This window comes from Winogradskyella sp. A3E31 (assembly GCF_046720935.1).
Taxonomy (GTDB): Bacteria; Bacteroidota; Bacteroidia; order Flavobacteriales; family Flavobacteriaceae; genus Winogradskyella.
Genome location: NZ_JBHNWH010000001.1, coordinates 265,570 through 280,929 on the forward strand (window position 1 = coordinate 265,570; position 15,360 = coordinate 280,929).

The 15,360-nt window shown below is 36.0% G+C and carries 13 protein-coding genes; 2 read left to right on the plus strand and 11 right to left on the minus strand.

Annotated features, from left to right (window positions below; translation table 11 throughout):
- The 5 genes from rfbB to ACFEMA_RS01230 are packed head-to-tail and all read right to left on the minus strand — an operon-like array spanning nt 1 to nt 6,180.
- Nucleotides 1-1,008: a dTDP-glucose 4,6-dehydratase gene (gene rfbB / locus ACFEMA_RS01210; RefSeq protein WP_411766134.1), complete on the minus strand. Its 1,008-nt coding sequence runs from the start codon at nt 1,006-1,008 to the stop codon at nt 1-3.
- Nucleotides 1,009-1,017: 9 nt separating this feature from the next.
- Complete coding sequence (locus tag ACFEMA_RS01215; RefSeq protein WP_411766135.1) at nt 1,018-2,088, minus strand: hypothetical protein; 1,071 nt, start codon at nt 2,086-2,088, stop codon at nt 1,018-1,020.
- 3 nt (nt 2,089-2,091) lie between these two features.
- Nucleotides 2,092-3,780, minus strand: a complete 1,689-nt coding sequence (locus tag ACFEMA_RS01220) for a DUF6909 family protein (RefSeq protein ID WP_411766136.1) — start codon at nt 3,778-3,780, stop codon at nt 2,092-2,094.
- Between the two features lie 28 nt (nt 3,781-3,808).
- Nucleotides 3,809-5,311 (minus strand): GH3 auxin-responsive promoter family protein, encoded by a 1,503-nt coding sequence (locus ACFEMA_RS01225; RefSeq protein WP_411766137.1) that lies wholly within the window; start codon nt 5,309-5,311, stop codon nt 3,809-3,811.
- Nucleotides 5,311-6,180: a M23 family metallopeptidase gene (locus ACFEMA_RS01230; RefSeq protein WP_411766138.1), complete on the minus strand. Its 870-nt coding sequence runs from the start codon at nt 6,178-6,180 to the stop codon at nt 5,311-5,313. Before ACFEMA_RS01230 ends, ACFEMA_RS01225 begins: the two co-directional genes overlap by 1 nt.
- A gap of 103 nt (nt 6,181-6,283) precedes the next feature.
- Here ACFEMA_RS01230 and ACFEMA_RS01235 point away from each other — a divergent pair, with 103 nt between their 5' ends.
- The gene (locus ACFEMA_RS01235; RefSeq protein ID WP_411766414.1) at nt 6,284-6,469 is read left to right on the plus strand and encodes a twin-arginine translocase TatA/TatE family subunit; all 186 of its coding nucleotides are present in this window, start codon (nt 6,284-6,286) and stop codon (nt 6,467-6,469) included.
- 47 nt (nt 6,470-6,516) lie between these two features.
- On the opposite strand, the gene ACFEMA_RS01240 is transcribed toward ACFEMA_RS01235, so the two are convergent.
- The 3 genes from ACFEMA_RS01240 to ACFEMA_RS01250 form a co-directional block, all read right to left on the minus strand.
- Nucleotides 6,517-7,491, minus strand: a complete 975-nt coding sequence (locus ACFEMA_RS01240) for a DUF4837 family protein (RefSeq protein ID WP_411766139.1) — start codon at nt 7,489-7,491, stop codon at nt 6,517-6,519.
- 112 nt (nt 7,492-7,603) lie between these two features.
- Complete coding sequence (locus tag ACFEMA_RS01245; RefSeq protein WP_411766140.1) at nt 7,604-9,151, minus strand: LysM peptidoglycan-binding domain-containing protein; 1,548 nt, start codon at nt 9,149-9,151, stop codon at nt 7,604-7,606.
- Between the two features lie 50 nt (nt 9,152-9,201).
- Complete coding sequence (locus tag ACFEMA_RS01250) at nt 9,202-10,389, minus strand: phosphoglycerate kinase (protein WP_411766141.1); 1,188 nt, start codon at nt 10,387-10,389, stop codon at nt 9,202-9,204.
- A 65-nt stretch (nt 10,390-10,454) separates the two neighbouring features.
- Here ACFEMA_RS01250 and ACFEMA_RS01255 point away from each other — a divergent pair, with 65 nt between their 5' ends.
- On the plus strand, nt 10,455-11,618 hold the full coding sequence (locus tag ACFEMA_RS01255) for an ATP-binding protein (protein WP_411766142.1): 1,164 nt from the start codon (nt 10,455-10,457) through the stop codon (nt 11,616-11,618).
- A 31-nt stretch (nt 11,619-11,649) separates the two neighbouring features.
- Here the strand turns inward: ACFEMA_RS01255 and ACFEMA_RS01260 are convergent, their stop codons facing one another.
- The 3 genes from ACFEMA_RS01260 to mnmG all read right to left on the minus strand — a co-directional run bounded on the left by ACFEMA_RS01260 (nt 11,650) and on the right by mnmG (nt 15,288).
- Nucleotides 11,650-12,165 (minus strand): OmpH family outer membrane protein, encoded by a 516-nt coding sequence (locus tag ACFEMA_RS01260; RefSeq protein WP_411766143.1) that lies wholly within the window; start codon nt 12,163-12,165, stop codon nt 11,650-11,652.
- A 228-nt stretch (nt 12,166-12,393) separates the two neighbouring features.
- Nucleotides 12,394-13,254, minus strand: coding sequence for a class I SAM-dependent methyltransferase (locus tag ACFEMA_RS01265; RefSeq protein WP_411766144.1), 861 nt, complete (start codon nt 13,252-13,254; stop codon nt 12,394-12,396).
- Nucleotides 13,255-13,416: 162 nt separating this feature from the next.
- Entirely contained in the window at nt 13,417-15,288 is a 1,872-nt protein-coding gene (gene mnmG, locus ACFEMA_RS01270) for a tRNA uridine-5-carboxymethylaminomethyl(34) synthesis enzyme MnmG (protein ID WP_411766415.1), read from the minus strand.
- Nucleotides 15,289-15,360 lie beyond the last annotated feature (72 nt).

A 15,360-nucleotide genomic window follows, 5' to 3' on the forward strand; every position in this document is an offset into this window, starting at 1 on the left:
CTATTTGTCGTATTTGTTTAAATACCATTGAATGGTTTTGTGCAATCCTGTTTCAAAATTTTCCTTTGCTTGCCATCCCAATTGGGTTTCAATTTTTGATGCGTCAATAGCATATCTAAAATCATGCCCCGGCCTGTCTTTCACAAAAGTAATTTGACTTGAGTAGGGCTTTTCTTTAGGTCTTAATTTATCTAAAATTTCACAAATCTTATTGGCAATATAAAGATTATTCCTTTCATTTTTTCCGCCAATATTATAAGTCTCACCTGATGTGCCATTATGAAAAGCTAAATCAATTCCTTTACAATGATCTTCTACATAAAGCCAATCCCTTATGTTTTTACCATCCCCGTAAATTGGAATGATATCTCCCGAAAGTGCTTTTCTAACTATAGTTGGGATAAGTTTCTCATCATGTTGTTTAGGGCCGTAATTATTGCTACAATTTGTGGTCACCACATTCATCCCGTAAGTATGAAAATAGCTTCTGACAATTAAATCTGATGCTGCTTTTGAAGCACTATAAGGACTGTTAGGCGCATACGGTGTAGTCTCTTTAAAAAGTCCCTCTTCTCCCAAAGACCCGTAGACTTCGTCTGTTGATATATTTAGAAACCTGTTGTTTTTACAATCTTCTTTTGTTTCGTGTGGAGCGGTCATCCAGTGCTTTCGAGCTGCTTCTAATAGATTGTAAGTTCCATTGATGTTTGTCGCTATGAAAGCGTCTGGACCTTCAATTGAATTATCGACATGCGATTCTGCTGCAAAATGAACTACTGCATTAAAATTATACTTCTCAAACAGTCGATTTACCAAATCTTTATCACAAATATCCCCCTTAATAAATGTATATTTTATGTTGGTTTCAACTTGTTTTAAATTAGAAAGCTCACCTGCATAAGTGAGCTTGTCTAAATTAACAATATTATAGGTTGGTATTCTTCTTAAAATGTATTCAATAAAATTTGAACCAATAAATCCTGCTCCGCCTGTTATAAGAACTTTCAAATCAACACTCTATTTTGAATTTTGGTAATTTTCTACAAACCTTCCTAGACCAACGAGGGAGAAAATCAACATGGTTATTACAATAAATACCAACGGTAATAGTATTTTTGATTTCTGATACCATACTTGTATATCATAACCCGTTGCTGGAAAATCTGAAACCACAGAAATGATGTTTTTTTCTTCCACTTTTTTGGCTTGTAGATCTCTGATTTGTCGTTCCAAATCTAATTTTTCCTTTAGCAAAGGAGCTTCATTGACTAATAATTTGTTTTCTTGGGCATCACCCATATTTAATATTGTTCCAGAACTTGAAACCGCTTCCTTATCTGACTCTTTTATCCTTATTTCAAGGTATCTAGATATTAAGGTGTCTAATTCCTCTTCCTGTCTTTCGAGTGTGCTTATATTCCGATCAATATTTTCCTGATTAACTTGTAGTACCTCCATAAGATACTCGTTTTCTGAAAGGACTTTAGAGATTTTGCCTCTTAGCTTTGGGTAAATATCTTTGTCTGTTGAAGCAACACCTATTTTATGAACTTTAAAATTATGAACATTTAAAGATTCTATGTATTCTTTATATGTTGTTTTAGATTGTGTAACAGAATCTAGTGCTTGGTAGAACATTGAAAACATTTGAATACTTCTATTGGGGTCAATATCAGGTTCAATATAGAATCCTTTTAATTTAGCTGCACTTGAAATATCTATTCCTAGGATGTTTGCCAATTGAACCGAATCTCCTTCCTCATAAGCTAGCTCATTCAAATTCTTAATGTTTTCATAGACCTGAAAACTGGAGTTAAAATTCGTTTCAATAAACATATTAGCACCATATAACTTATCTGAAGATTTATCCAAATACCAACCTATCGCTAACCCAACAAACCCAGCTAAAGCATACCACTTTAATCGTTTAAAAAAGTGTGCTAAAATTAAAATAAGTACATGGAACAGTCCTTTGAAAATGGAAGCTATAAAATCAAATAGCTTTTGAAAGGCATTGCCAATCATTTTAAATAATTGCCCTAAATCCACTTCCTCATTCTGTGGTGTAGGTTTTGAATTTTCACTCATAGTTTAACTCTTAAAGATTTGTTCTAATATTTTATGTGTTATGGCATAGGTTGGCCTAACTCCTGATGTCCCTAAACCGCCAGATGCTAATGTACTCCCTGTCTCTAATGGATTATCACTAGCGTAATACGCATATCTCACTTTTACGTCTTCATTTATGCTACCCCTAACTCTAGATGCAGCTTGTATTGCTTTCTGGTAATGTGCTCCCTCCATTTCTAGCCCGATAACATTCCAGGTTGACTTTTTAAAGAATTTTAAAATTTCCTTATTCTGTAAAGAGGTTCCTAAAACCGTTATCATGGATCCCTCATACACATCGACACCACAATCTGACAAATCCTCTTTTGTCAACTCATTTTTAAACGGATAATTATCCGCTGTGCCTTCAAAAATATGTGCTGAAGGTATCATAACATCACCCTTTCCTCCTTGTAAAATACCTGCTTTACCCATTATTGATATCGACCTTACATCTAGATGAACCTTGTTGCCTTTTACAGATATAGGCTTCAATAATTCATCCATGGTTTCATAAGCCTGTTCCCCAAACGCATAATCCATCACAAATATAACGGCTTTGTCCTTTTTATCAAGACATTCATAGCTAAAATCAATTTTTGAAAAATCAATTTTATCTGTATCAAAAACCTGTACATCGATGTTGGTTCCAGAATCGTCATTTAAATTAATCATTCCCTGTTGTAATGCCGTTTTTTGAACTTTTGAACGCATTATTGCGTTTTGAGGTTTGCTCAATTCCTGAAACAGAGCATACTCTGGATATTTGTCTTTTTCAGACTTTAACGCCTTTTTTGCAAACAAAGTATTCATAACACTGTGCATATTGGCGCTTATAATATGTATGGGGCGTTCTAGAAGACCATTGTCATTTAAAACAGATTTTATACAATCTGCCCAAATTTCCCCATGGATGTGATGGCCTAAACGTTCCCTTAAAACCGGACTAAAAGTCACCGTTCGTTTGTTGTTGTTTAACGTTTCTTCTATGGCTAATTTTCCGAGCCAATACACAATATTTAATAGACGCTCAGGTTGTTTTTCAGTAGCAAACTCTTCATAAACCTCTGACAGTTCATTGAAGGTTCTGCCTAAGATATTTGCTGTGTGCGTAATGGCAATTTCTCGCTCTTTTTGGGTTAGTTTTTTCTTTGACTTAACCGCCGACTCTAACTTTTCCCAATCTCTTATGGTCGACCCTTGGTCGTCAATAATGACGCGTCTGCTTATTTTATGCGATTCAACAAATAAGAAGGTTAGGTGGGTAAGAATGTCGTAAATTTCAGACCTCCCTCGGGTGACTTCAATATTCATTTGCTCTTCATCAATCCGATAGCAATTACGTCTTCGCTTTGGAGGAATTATAGGTGTGAAATGTGAATTACCATAACCTTCATCGCTCGTAAGATTAATAAACGTGCATTCCTCTATACCTTGGGGTAAACGATCGACGACGTAGAGCAACCCTTCCAACTCTGCTTTTTCATCAGCAATAGAACCGTAGATTTCTGGTCTTAACAGTAACAAAGCCTCCCTAAGCGTTTCGCCAGAGACCCCCATTGGCTTATAAAAGCCACGGTTAAACAAGTGACGCATTGTAATATACATGCGTTCAATTGCACTTGAGCTTTCTTGGGCTCTTGTTCTCTGGTGTTTTTTACTTTGCTTCATCTTATCTATTTAACCTGCAAATATAGGCTTAATTGATTAATTGTTGCTCATATAAAGCATCGGCTATTTTTCTGTCATTGGCTAATCGTGGCAATTTATTCTGTCCACCAAGTTTCCCAATAGATTTCATATAGTCTTGAAAACCATTTTCTTTGACTTTAGATATTTTGAGCGGTCGGAGTACCTTACCTGTTATAAGATCTTTATAATATGAATTTTGTTCTTGAAGCGATTGATCTATTTTTCTTGAAAGTTCTTCTAAATCCTCAGGCTGCTTTTCAAATTCAATAAACCATTCGTGATATGGTAGTCCAGACTCTGGGTTGATTTGTGGCGCAACTGTAAACTCATTTATTGAAATATTTGTTCCGTCAATTGCATTATTGAGAGACTGCTCAACTTCCTTACCAATCACATGTTCTCCAAAGGCCGAAATAAAATGTTTTATCCTACCCGAAACAATAACTCTATATGGTTTTGTGCTGGTAAACTGAATAGTATCGCCAACATTATATGCCCATAAACCAGCATTAGTGGATACAATCATAACATAGTTTACACCAATCTTTACATCCTTTATGGTCAATCTTTGCCGGGTTTCTTCAAAAAACTGATTGGCTTCAATAAATTCATAGAATATTCCTGAGTTTAACTGCAGCAACATTCCCTTTTCATTCTGCTTATCTTGAAATGCAAAAAAACCTTCACTAGCAGGATACAATTCAATACTGTCCACTTTTCTACCAATTAAACTTTCAAATTTTGCACGATAAGGCTCATAATTAACACCACCAAAAATAAACAGGTTGAAATTTTTAAAAAGATCTCCAACCTTTTGGCCCGTCTTGGTAATTAGGCGTTCAAAATACATCTGAACCCACGATGGAATACCAGAAATAATCGTCATGTTTTCAGGTAGTGTCTCTTCAACAATAGCATCTACCTTAGTTTCCCAATCCTCAATGCAATTAGTCTCGTAACTGGGCAGTCGGTTTTTTTGAAGATATTTTGGCACATAATGCGCCACAATACCTGACAGTCTTCCTAGTTGGACACCGTTCTTCTCATTTAAAACAGGACTCCCCTGTAAAAAAATCATTTTTCCGTCTACAAAATCAACGTTGCCTGTTTCATGGATATACATTAAAATGGCATTACGAGCAGCCTCAATATGGCTCGGCATACTTTCCTTGGTAATAGGGATAAATTTTGCGCCAGAAGTCGTTCCAGAAGTTTTAGCAAAGTACAAAGGTTTACTGGGCCACAATATATCTGACTCTCCATTAACAACTCGATCTACATAAGCTCTCAAATCTTCATAATCCCTAATCGGGACTTGCTGACTAAAATCATGATGGCTTGTTATAGATTCAAAATCATGATCAATACCAAAAGTAGTGTCTTTTGCTTTTTTAATAAGGTTTTTAAATACGTTCTCTTGGGTCTCTACTGGATGTGATGCCCAATTATTGATTTTCCAGGCGACGAATTTCGCAAATGGTTTAGCAAGAAGCGCTTTTAGTGACGGCATTACTGAAAATCAATAAAATTAGTTGGGTTTACAGGATAGCCTTTGCTCCACAGTTCAAAATGAAGGTGCGGCCCGGTTGTTAACTCACCAGTATTTCCAGACAATGCAATGACCTCCCCTGCTTTTACCAAATCTCCTTGGCTTTTAGTAATTGCACCATTATGCTTGTATACCGAAATGAGCTCTTGGTTGTGTTCTAAAATAACAACAAACCCTGTTTCTACAGTCCATTCGGCAAAAATAACAGTGCCATCTGCTGTAGCTTTTACAGGTGTTTCCTTTGGAACGACGATATCTACTGCAAAATGCTTGTCTTCAATATTATAGGCTTCTGAAATTGCACCATTTACAGGAGGAAATAACACAAAGCTTGAAGCCGTATCATCAATGCTAAAGAGGTTGTATTTATCCTCTTTATTGACCTTTTCACGTAGTAAGGAATCTTCTCTATTAGGTACAATTGTTTTTAAGTCTTCGTCTGCTTTTGCTGCATTTATGATAGAATCCCTATTAAACTCTGTGGTTTTTACATCCCCGGTTAATACTTTTCTGATAGAAGCGTAATACCTTTCGTTTAAAATCATTTCTTGCTGAAGCGAATCTGTTTTATAGGTAAGGTTGGTGGCTTTCTTTTTTAAAGCAGTTGATGAATACCCTGGTATATATTCTTTAAGAGGAGTAAAAGCAATTAGAAAAATAGTCGAAACCACTAAAATAATAGCGCTTAAGGAAGTCAAAACAAAAACGTTGAGGCGCGTTAATTTAATGGTAAATCGCTCTTCAAACGTGTCTTCGTTAAGGATTACCAAGCGGTACTTGTGCAGTAATTTTTTAGCAATCCGTTTTTCTTTTTTCTTCTTTTTTGCCATCACCAACAAAATTAAAGAATTTAGCGGTATAGAATCCTAAAGTTAGACTAAAAACGTCGTTATTAAAGTTTAATTATTAACTTTGCCCCATAATTTAAATATTATGATTTTAAGTATGATACCATTGATGATTGGCTGGCCACAAGTGATTTTAATTGCTGTTGTAGTACTTCTTTTGTTTGGTGGGAGAAAAATACCTGAACTAATGAGAGGTTTAGGAAGCGGTCTCAAGGAATTTAAAGACGCTTCAAAAGAAGATAATTCCGACAAGAAAGAGGATAAAAAATAAGAGTTCTTATACGAATTTAAAAAGGCACGCTATGCGTGCCTTTTTTGTTATTTAATTTTAATGGATTTTATAATGGCTTCCAATTCAAAAATGTAGGACCGTTTATCTAATCTCGGTGCATAAACATATCCTTCAGCTACTAAATATCTGTTATTAATCTTATCCTCTATAGCGTAATTGACAAAAGGACCGGCCATATAGGCGCCTTTTATCTCCCACAATCCTTTGGTCTCGTATGTTGGCTTGTTATCTATGATTGTTTCAAACAAGGAGGGTGCATAATCGTCTTCTGTGGACATCACGATTCCGTCTTCTCCCGGAATTTTTTCCGCTAAAATAGAATCACGCATTTTTATAATATCAACTATAGTACTATCTCCTTCACGAATACGGTCTAATGGTACTTCGTAAAACATCAGTGCCATGTTCTCGGTATTGCTTAAGTTTTTGCGTAGCCAATAAAATTCACCGTCACTAATCGCTATTCTATATATGGAAGGAATATCTATGGTAAATCCTAGTTCATTTTCCATTGCAGTGTCATTCAACAACGATTTATTGATACGTCTCAATTTCTCCTTAACTTCTTGTTTGTTGAATGCATCTATAATTTTGTCAGAATTTGTGTTGAGTTGATCTATAATTTCCTGATCTGTTGTTCCCTTAACCACCACAACCGTTTGGGGCTTTGCATAGACGTCTTTATAAATCGAAACCCCTGTTGAATCGGTCTTTTCAATTTTAAGAATTATACGGCTTTTCGTCGCAAATCCTTCAAAAACCTGAGTTGGTATTTGCCTTAAATTAAACATAGGTTCATCATCTTGGGGCAAGCCTACGACAGGTTCTGCCAACACATCTCGTATAGCTTCACCTACTTGATCTTCCCAAAGTAAGTTGTCAGCAACCACTGAGACCGTATTGATGTTTCCACTTGAATTTGATAAATACCGTTGATTGTCTTTTTTGTCACCACAATTAAATAGCAAAACAAAACAGAAGACTGAAATTATAACTCTCATATTGTATAAATTTTTGTTGGTTTACTCGATAATCGAGATTGTATTAATATAAGGAATCGTCTGATTTTCTGAACTCAATTCTTGGATTAAATCTCTTAACTCTAAGATGGGTTTATTCAGAAACAATCAATGTTGTCCCTATTTTGAGTTTAGTACCACTAATATCGTTCCAATCTTTAATATTTTGAACAGAAACTCCCGAAAATTTTTGAGCAATGCTCCAAAGTGAGTCTCCACTCTTTACAGTATAGGTCTTTTTGCCAGATGCACTTGTTGACGTTTTTACTGTTGTCGTTACTGGGCTCTTAGCTGAACTAACTGGATTTCTGGGATAAATCGTTAATCGTTGTCCAATTCTGAGATTATTGCTTCTAAGTCCATTCCATTGTTTTAACTGACTAACTCTGACCCCATATTTTCGGGCAATTTTCCCTAAATAATCGCCACTGCGCACTCTGTACCGAACCTTAGTGTCATTGTCAAAGAACTGAGGTAAGGGTTTTTCGCGCTTATCAAATTCAGCTTTTGCAAAAGCATAGATTGCTTCTTCATTATTTACAAAAGTGCCAATGGCATATCGAGGTAATCTCAAGGTGTAATTTTCATCTTCTATATAAGGAATAATATCCAACTTATAAGAAGGGTTTAAGTATTGTAGCTCTTCTATATTTATATCTGTGACTTCTGATACTTGGTCTAAAGTAATCATTTGTTTTACCCTAATGGTGTCAGTTTCTGCATATTGATATTGGGGTCTTTCCGGAGAAAACCCATGCTCATCAGCATATTCAAAAATATACATTGTTGCTAAAAACGCTGGTAAATATCCTGCAGTTTCTCTAGGTAGATTAGGTCTTATATTCCAATAGTTCTGGTAACCACCAGATCTTCTAATGGCCTTACTGACATTACCAGGTCCCGAATTGTAGGCTGCTAATGCCAAGTCCCAGTCTCCAAAAATTTCATACAGTTTTGCAAGATACTTTGCTGCAGCTTCTGTAGATTTTACAGGATCTCGTCGTTCATCCACATAACTGCTCACATCCAAACCATACATTTTCCCCGTGGCAAACATAAATTGCCAAAGTCCTGTTGCACCAACTCGGGAACGTGCTCTCGGTTTCAATGCTGACTCAACAATAGCTAAATATTTTACCTCTAACGGAATATCATAAGCATCTAATTCCTTCTCAAACATTGGAAAATAATAATGACTTAAGCCCATTAAACGTTGTAATGAGTTTCTTCGGTTTTTAAGGTAGTTTTTTATAACACTTTCAAGAGATGGGTTGTATTCAACGTTGAAAGGGGTTCTTGCGTTTAATTTTGAAAGTCTTGCTTTTAGAGTGTCCGTAGGTAATTCAGGATAGTCAACAGGCTCATAAGTAAGCTCGGTCACCGACTTATAAATGGTGTCGAAAAGTGTTTCTGAATACAGTTCTGCCAACCATTTTTCGTCAATAGTTTTTGCTAATTCCATGTCCTCAAGGGACTTTACCAATAAGCTGTCAACCACTTCTGGTTCTATATTAGCTTTTACCAATACTTTTCCGTCAATGATCGTATCACTCTTTTTCGGTTGAGGTATAGTATCACTTTTCACCTGAGCTAAACAAAAGCTACATGTAAAAAAAATAAAGAGTAAACTGTAAAATTTCATGCTGTTTAATTGATCTATATGCAAACGATAAAGCGAGGTTTAAATTATATCTACTCTAAAATCGCTGCGATTCCAGGTAGCGTTTTTCCTTCCAAACTCTCTAACATTGCACCGCCGCCAGTACTCACATAGCTTACTTTATCTTCAAATCCAAACTGCTTAACTGCAGCCACCGAATCACCACCACCTACTAAAGAAAACGCACCGTTCTTAGTTGCTTCTGCTATAGAATCTCCAAGTGAAATTGTGCCTTTGGCAAAATTTTCCATTTCAAAAACACCCAATGGGCCATTCCATAAAATAGTTTTGGAATTATTGACAACAATATCAAATACCTTTAAACTTTCTGGACCAGCATCCAAGCCTTGCCAGCCATTAGGTATTTGTTTAACATCACATATTTGAGTATTAGCATCATTACTAAATTCGTCTGCTGCAACGACATCAACAGGCAAATGAATCTTTACATTTTTAGCTTCTGCTTGTTTTAAAATATCGAGTGCCAATGCCATTTTATCATCTTCGCATATAGAATCACCTATACTTCCTCCCAGGGCTTTGATAAAAGTAAAGGTCATTCCTCCCCCTATAATTAAGTCATCAACCTTATCTAAAATATTTTCTATGACTGTAATCTTTGAAGATACTTTTGCACCACCCAATATAGCTAATACTGGGGATTCACCATCTTCAAGCACTTTTTTAATGCTTTCAATCTCTTGCGCCAAAAGATGCCCAAAACATTTGTTCTCTGGAAAAAACTGTGCAACAATTGTGGTCGATGCATGAGCTCTATGAGCCGTTCCGAAGGCATCATTGACATAAACATCACCTAAGCGCGATAACTTTTCCGCAAAGTCTTTATCCCCTTTAGTTTCTTCATCATAAAACCTAAGGTTTTCTAACAATAAGATCTCTCCCGGATTTAGCTTGTTAGCCAACTCTTTGACATCGTCACCTATGCAATCTTGTGCAAAATGAACTTCAACTCCAAGCACATCCTCTAGATCGCTAACAATATGCTTTAAGGAAAATTCCTCTTGCTTTCCTTTTGGGCGTCCCAAATGAGACATTAAAACACAGCTTCCGCCGTCCTCTAAAATTTTAATTATTGTCGGTTTGGCCGCATTAATCCGTGTTCTATCAGTTACTTCGAAATTTTCATTTAAAGGCACGTTAAAATCTACCCGGATTAAGGCTTTTTTGTCTTTAAAATTGAAATCGTTTAAGGTCTTCATGGTCTAAATTTTGAAGAACAAATATAAAGATTAGAAAGCAGAAAAAAATTACATAGTTTTGCTTCATGTTATTTTCGGAAATACTAGGGCAAGAGCATATTAAAAACCACCTTACAACAAGTGTGGATTCTGGTAGAATTGCACATGCTCAACTTTTTGTTGGGCCAGAAGGTTCTGGGACTTTACCAATGGCCATTGCGTATGCACAGTATCTTCTTTGTGGAAACATCAATTCTGAAAATAACGGAGGCAATGAAAGCTGTAACCTAAAATTTAAAACACTTTCTCATCCAGATTTGCATTTTGCCTTTCCTGTTACAAAAAATGAAAAGGTCAAGAAACACCCTGTTTCCAGTCATTTTTTAGAGGAATGGAGACAGTTGATAGATCGCCAGCCTTACGGGAATCTCTTTGATTGGTATCGCCTATTGGGGGTGGAGAATAAACAAGGACAAATCGGGGTGGATGAAGCTCATGATATTGTAAAATCACTGTCCCTTAAATCTTACGAAGGTGGCTATAAAGTGATGATTATATGGATGGCTGAAAAAATGAATTCTTCTGCTGCCAATAAACTCTTAAAGTTAATTGAGGAGCCCCCATCAAAAACCGTTTTTATTCTTATTGCTGAAGATGAAGAGCAAATTATCAACACCATAAGATCTCGCTGCCAAATTCTTCATTTTCCTCCTTTAGCCGAGGACGCTATCTCTGAAGCTTTGGTTGAAAAATACCAAATACAAGAAAAGGACGCAAAAAAAATAGCCATTCAGGCCAATGGTAATTTTAACAAGGCTTGTGATTTGGTGTATCAGGATAGTGAGGACATTCAGTTTGAAAAATGGTTCATTTTCTGGATTCGTTCAGCCTTTAAGGCCAGAGGAAATAAGAGTGCCATTCATGATTTAATTTCTTGGAGTGAGGAAATCGCTAAAACAGGACGCGAAACTCAAAAGCAGTTTTTACAATTTTGCCTGGATTATTTTAGACAAGCCATGCTATTAAATTATAAGGCGAATGAGCTGGTGTATTTAGAGCCACAAACAGATGATTTTCAACTCGAGAAATTTGCTCCTTTTGTCCATGACGCCAATATTTTAGAAATTTCCGAAGAATTACAAACCGCCGCCTACCATATAGAACGAAATGGTAATTCTAAGATTATTTTGACAGATCTTTCTATTAAACTCACAAGATTACTCCATAAAAAAAGTCAAGCAAACGCCTGACTTTCATTATGTTAATCTTTGTTTTATGTTGTTACTCTGGCTTATAATCTTCATTTAACGCTGTAATGATACTTTCTGTTATATCTTCTGATTCTTTACCATACATAACGCTTCCTGCTTCATTTTTTCCAAGAATAAATGTATAACCATTTGTCTTGCCATAATCCGCAACAAACTCTTTTACTTTAGACACTACAGAATCCATTTCAGTATTAAAGGCTTCGGTCATCGATTGCTGCTCCATTTGAAAACGCTGTTCCAATACTTGTCGCTTTTGACCTAACTCTTGATAACGTTCTTGCATTTTAGCTTGAGACAATTTTTGAGATTCTGCCTGAAAGGCTTGTGCCTCTATCTGAAAATCTCTTCCCACGCTATCCATGCGTTTCTTAAAGTCATCATCCTTTAATTTGTATTTATCTTCAATATCAATTTTCATTTGATATTTATTGATGACCTCTCCATTATCGATAAATGCAATTTTTTGTTGCTGTTGGCAAGAAGCAACCAAAATTAAAAGTACTACTGCCGAAACTATATTTTTCATTGAATTGTTTTTTATAGTATGATTAAAGTTTTGCAAATGTATAAAAGTTGTTGGGTTAATCTTTCAATTTTACAGCTATTGATAAAACTAATGCCAAAACAATACTTAATTGATATCCTTTATCAATATTGACTTAAAACAGAAGCCATAAATAAAGGATACACAAAACCGACTAATGAAACCCTTTATTTAAAAAAGAAATGCTCTTAAAACAGCTTATATTAGCATTTAAGCATTTTTGAAGGTATAAATAAACGAAGAATACTCTCCTGAATGTTTTGCTTTAAGGTTAGAGCGCAAACCAATCCAAAATGCCTTCACAGGATTCATTGCGCCTGATTTATATTTTTCAGACAAAAGGCTAACATAAAACGCATCGAAAAGCATGGGCGTGGTATTTTCTAAAATTAAATCGTGATTCTTAAAAATTGCTTCGATACTCTTTTGGGAAAAATGCCATAAATGTCTTGGCACATCATAAGCCGCCCAAAAAGAATTATAGTATTCTGCATCAAAACTTTTATAATTCGGGACTGCTATAACAATTCTTCCATTTGGTTTCAATAGTTTTTTAAGTTGAACTATGTGTTCTTCTAAATTTGGCAAATGCTCCAAAACATGCCAAAGGGTTATAACATCAAAATAATGATCTGGTAGTTTTTTTAGATAATCGCCATCGAAAACAGAATCCTTTGTTTTTACATTTGCTAATGCCCTAGCCTTTTCATTCGGTTCAATCCCAGAAATAGACCAGCCATTGTTTAGAGCTAATTGTAAAAAATCACCGGTACCGCAACCAACATCTAAAAGTTGTTTGTCTTTAAAATTAAAACGATTAATCAATTTCAATTTTCTTCTTAACGCTATTGACTTTACAAAATGATAGCATCGTTCAAATAGATTTCTTTTACCATCTGTGTGAGAAATGTAGTCTTCACTTTTGTAATAATTCTGAAGGTTTTCAGGTTTAGGTTGGGGTTCGGTTTTTAACATACCTTCTTTTCCGACAGGAATCAATTGAAAGGTTTCACCTGAAACTGAATGGTCTTTAACTTCGAGATATTTGTGTTGGTTATTGTTCATTTTCATCTTTTGGCAATGGTCATTTCGAGAACCTCAATGACCAACTTGTACGTTGAAGTGTCTCAAAAAGTTTGGCCACTGAGGTGTTCACTGAGCCTGTCGAAGTGCTCTCGAAGTGGTCGAAATATTCTTGAAGCTTTTTTAATTGTTTCACGTGGAACACACACTTTATCTTCCCAAATAAACCAATAAAACTGAAATATCACTTGGTGAAACACCACTAATCCGTGACGCTTGAGACACTGTTACAGGTTGAATTTTACTCAATTTTCCGCGAGCTTCTAGGCTCATTGACTTTAACTTTGAGTAATCGAATTTTTTAGGGATTTTGACGTTTTCTAATCGTGTTAATTTGTCTGCATTATTCTTTTCCTTCTCAATATATCCTGAATATTTAACCTGAATTTCGACCTGTTCTAGAACCTCATTATCGAGGTTGTGCTCTTCAACATAAGAATTAACCGAGTTGATTTTTCGCATATCATCCATCGTCATTTTGGGGCGTGCAAACAACTTAAACATTTTATCCTGTTGCTTCACTAAGGATGAATTCTTAGCTTCTAAAATTGGGTTTACTTCCTCTGGAGTAACACTTGTTTCTCTAAAAAAATTGACAAAATTATCTGATTTAGATTGCTTTTCTTCCATTCTTCGCAAGCGCTTTTCTGAAGCCAAACCAAGATTGTGTCCTTTTGGTGTTAACCTAAAGTCCGCGTTATCTTGTCTTAAAAGCGTTCGATACTCCGCCCTAGATGTAAACATTCTATAAGGCTCTTCCGTTCCCTTTGTAATCAAATCATCAATAAGAACACCGATATAAGCCTCATTTCTTTGAAGTGTAAATTCTTCTTTTTCCTGAACTTGCAAGCTTGCATTGATTCCTGCCATCAACCCTTGAGATGCAGCTTCCTCATACCCTGTTGTGCCATTAATTTGACCTGCAAAAAACAACCCTTCTACTAGTTTTGTTTCTAATGTATGCTTTAATTGAGTTGGCGGGAAATAATCATATTCAATAGCATATCCTGGTCTAAAAAATTTCACATTTTCAAAACCAACTACAGATTTCAACGCTTTATATTGAACGTCCTCAGGTAGGGATGTAGAAAATCCATTGACATAAACCTCAACAGTATTCCAGCCTTCTGGCTCTACAAATAACTGATGCCTGTCTTTGTCTGCAAAGCGATTTATTTTATCTTCTATCGATGGACAATAGCGTGGTCCAACACTTTTAATTCGTCCGTTAAACATTGGAGAACGATCAAACCCTTCACGCAATAAATCGTGTACTTCATTGCTCGTATAAGTCATGTGACAAGAACGCTGCTTGTCTAGGGGCTCCGTTATGTCTAAATAAGAAAACTTTTCAGGAACGTCATCACCAGGTTGTTCAGTCATTTTAGAATAATCCAAAGAACGACCATCAACTCTTGGCGGTGTTCCTGTTTTCATTCTGCCAGAATCAAAACCTAATTCAATTAATTGCTCTGTAATTCCTGTTGCCGCACGTTCACCTGCTCTTCCTCCTCCAAAATTCTTGTCACCTATATGAATGAGCCCATTTAAAAAAGTGCCGTTAGTTAACACAACTGTTTTGGCTTTTACTTTGATACCTAAAGAGGTTTTTACACCTACAACTTTATGGTTTTTTACGATAAGACCCGACACCATTTCTTGATAAAAATCTAGGTTAGGTGTGTTTTCAAGAAGCAGTCTCCAATCTTCAGCAAAACGCATACGGTCACTTTGAACCCTCGGACTCCACATTGCAGGTCCTTTGGACTTGTTGAGCATTTTAAACTGAATCGCAGACGTATCCGAAACAATACCGCTATAACCTCCAAGTGCATCAATCTCCCTAACAATTTGCCCTTTTGCAATACCGCCCATAGCGGGGTTGCAAGACATTTGTGCTATATTCTGAAGGTTCATTGTAATGAGCAATGTTTTACTTCCCATGTTTGCAGCAGCTGCAGCGGCTTCACTACCTGCATGACCTGCTCCAACAACTATTACATCATATTCATCATTAAACATAAAACATACATCAAAAGTCGCTTCGAGAGCCTCAGCGACCAAATTCTAGTTATGGTGGCAGAGGCTCTCGAA